Source organism: Caballeronia glebae (genome assembly GCF_001545035.1).
Classification (GTDB): domain Bacteria; phylum Pseudomonadota; class Gammaproteobacteria; order Burkholderiales; family Burkholderiaceae; genus Caballeronia; species Caballeronia glebae.
The window spans coordinates 1-3,188 of sequence record NZ_FCOJ02000141.1; the positions used below are offsets into that span (position 1 = coordinate 1).

Below are 3,188 nucleotides of genomic sequence, written 5' to 3' on the forward strand. Positions count from 1 at the left end.
CACACGCCGACAGGTTCGCGCGCAATCGCCGTGGTGCCGCGCTGGACGATAAACGGGTACTTCAACAGGTTGTCGCGGGCGACGCCGAGATGGGCAATCGCCAGCGGCACATGCGCGCCGCGTGCATAGTTGATTGGTGCACCCATTTCCAGCGTCAGCGCCCGGGCGAACAGTTCGGAGCGCTCAATCATCAGCCCATGTACGCGATCCAGCAGCGCCGCGCGCGTCTGCGGCGAAGTCGCGGACCACTGCGGGAATGCTTTACGCGCCGCTAGCACGGCATGGTCGACGTCTTTCGAATTGCCCAGCGGAATCTCGCACAGCGTTTCCTCCGTGGACGGGCAAATCACCGCAGTCCGCGCCGTTTCTGAAATGGTCGAGGGCAGTGTCCATTCGCCATCGATAAAGAACCGGTCTAGCCGGCCCGCCTGCTTCAGATGAAGAACGGGTGAGATCATTGCAGCGCTTCCTGGAGTGTTTGCCATGCGCCCTGCAAGCGTGAGTGGGGCACTTAGCGGTTGATGTGCCGGTGGGAACGGTGGTTAAAACTCGGCGACCTTTCCCCACACCGATTCGTCGAATCGCTCCGGGCGGTAGGGTAGGGGATCGACGATCGGTTTCAGGCCCATCACCAGGTCCGCGACTAGATGACCGCATCCCGGACCGATGCCGAAACCGTGACCGCTCAGGCCTGCAGCCAGTACGAAGCCGGGCACTTCGTTCACTTCGCCGATGGCAGGCACGCCGTCCGGCGTCAAGTCGATATAGCCGGCCCAGGACGCCGCCACCGGCGCCGCGCCAATCGCCGGACACAATTCGATGGCTCGTCGGTGAATCTCCTTTATCGTGGCCTGATCGACGCACGGATCGAGTACGCGCATCCGTTCCATCGGCGTGGGGCGATCGAGTGCCCAGCGCCCCATGTTCTCGTGACAGGAGCGCACGCCTTCGAGATCTCCCGGGCTCAGGCTGCGCCAGCGACGCATGAACATCGGCAGGAAGTCTTTTGCATAGCGAAACTTTTGCAGCGTGAGATCCAGTTTTCCGAGCCCGCTGATGGCGAGCGAATACGATTCGTCACCGCGCCTCGTGATCGTGATGGCCTTCGTGTGTATCGCGTCGGGCAGCGTGCCGCGCGGTAGCGAAACCGACATCAGCGACGCGCGGATCGTGGCTTGCGGCAAACGGATACCGAGTTGGCGGCAGAACGTCGACGCCCAAGCACCGCCGGACAGCACCGTAATTTTCGTGCGAATCGTGCCATGCTCCGTCACCACGGCGCTGACGCGTCCGCCTTCCGTTTCGATCCCGCGTGCTGCGCAGTTCTGATGCACCGTCCCGCCGAGTTTGATGATGCTGCGCGCCACGGCGGGCGCGGCAGCGCTAGGGTCTGCGGTGCCATCCGTGGGCGCGAACACACCACCTTTCCATTTTTTCCCGGTCGAACTGCCGCGCTCGGTCGCGGCCTTGCCGCCGAGCACTTCTGTCTTCACGCCTGCTGAGCGCGCGAACTTGCACCATTTCGCCCAGCCAGCTAATTCACTGTCGTCGTTGCTCAGATACAGCAGTCCGCTGCGACGAAAGCCAGTCGTCACACCCGACTCGGCTTCGAACTGTTCCCACAGCCTCAGGCTTTCGGTTGCAATTGGCAACTCGCGTGCGTCGCGGTTCTGTTGCCGGCACCAGCCCCAATTCCGGCTGGATTGCTCCCCGCCGACGATGCCTTTCTCGATCAGCGCCACTTTCACGCCACGCTTCGCCAGAAACCATGCGGTGAACACGCCGACGATGCCCGCGCCTATCACGACGACATCGGCGCTGTCCGGCGGCGTCGGGCCGGTAACAATGCGGGTCAACGGTACGCGCATCTGCGAAAACTCCTTACTAACGGGGATTTGGTGCCACGCGTGGTTTCTGCCGGACGGCTGCAATCAATGTTACAGAGGGCTCGCGGCAGAAAATATCGAATGGACTGGTCTACACGAAGCGACCCTGCTGTTTGCAGGCCCATGCACGCACACAACGCATCGGGTCGCGCGGCTTCCGGGCGAGCAGGCCGAAATGCCGCGCGCGGTGCTGTTCTAGAATATGGCCTGACTAATAAGTCCGTACGGATGGAACACCGAATCGGGCGGCCCGCTATATGCATCGGCTGGTGCATTGCGAACCATCTTCACCGTGGTATCGACGCGCTTCAGGCCTTGTGCGATAAGCCACTCATTCAGCATCGCGCCCTAGGGGACGTCGATACGAACGAACTCGCCTTCGCGACCGCTCAGCCAATGGCCGATCAGCGCCCTGGCGTGCAGATCGCCGGCGAACGCATCGCGACGACCGGACCGAGCACGAGACCCCGACCGAAGCGACGCAGCACCGAAAACCCGACAATCTCGCCGTCACGTTCGAGTACCACGTTCTCGCCCATTTCTAGCAATGCCAAATACATCGCCTTGCGTTCGAGGCCATAGGCGCGGGTGGCGAGATCGATGAGCGTGGGAACATCGCCGGCGGTCGCCGCGCGGAGCCGTTCGCCGTCGGGCAATGTCACCGGCAACACCTCGCCCACGTTGCCCTGATGTTGATCGAGCGTATCGCAGACGGTGAAGCCGAGCTTTTCGTAGAGCGGCTTGCCAGCAGGCGTCGCGTGCAGGAAAGTGACGCGCGAGCCGAGCTCTTCGAGCAGCAGTTCCATCAGCTTGCGGCCGATCCCCCGCCCCTGGTGTTCGGACGACACGATCACGAGACCCAGCGATGCTCGGTCCGCGCCAAATTTCCAGCGCAGTTCCGTGCCGATCACGACTCCGTTGTCTTCGGCCGCGAAGCCGGTGCCGTGCGCGGCGGCGAACTGCCAATCCTCCGCTCGGTGCGGCCAGTTGACCGCCTGTGAGAGTGCGTGAGCTGTCGGGATATCGGCGGCGGTGAAGGCTCGATAGTGGAGACTCGTTGTGGATGGTGCGTTCATCATTGCGTCCTGTCTGATTTGTCTTGCCGTACGGATGCTAGAGCCGGGCGAACTCTGGGACGACACTACAGCGTCGCCACTGCTTCGATTTCGATCTTCAGCCCAAAGTGGAGAGCCGGAACAGGCACCACCGCGCGAGCGGGTTTGGCGCATTTGATTACACATAAGTCAGTCGCCCAGTTCTCGGGCGTATCTGAGGCCGGCGGCGAAATCTGTCACTCGCTGC

The 3,188-nt window shown here is 62.5% G+C and carries 2 protein-coding genes and 2 pseudogenes; all 4 read right to left on the reverse strand.

Annotated elements, in window-relative coordinates:
- The coding region (locus tag AWB82_RS36340; protein WP_143756995.1) for an aldehyde dehydrogenase family protein at positions 1–458 on the reverse strand (458 nt) is incomplete at its 3' end.
- 84 nt (positions 459–542) lie between these two features.
- Positions 543–1,868, reverse strand: a complete 1,326-nt coding sequence (locus AWB82_RS36345; protein WP_086974065.1) for an NAD(P)/FAD-dependent oxidoreductase — start codon at positions 1,866–1,868, stop codon at positions 543–545.
- 213 nt (positions 1,869–2,081) lie between these two features.
- Positions 2,082–2,965: pseudogene (locus tag AWB82_RS36350) on the reverse strand (GNAT family N-acetyltransferase).
- Positions 2,966–3,027: 62 nt separating this feature from the next.
- Positions 3,028–3,111: pseudogene (locus AWB82_RS38765) on the reverse strand (RidA family protein); the annotation flags it as partial.
- Between the last annotated feature and the right edge of the window lie 77 nt (positions 3,112–3,188).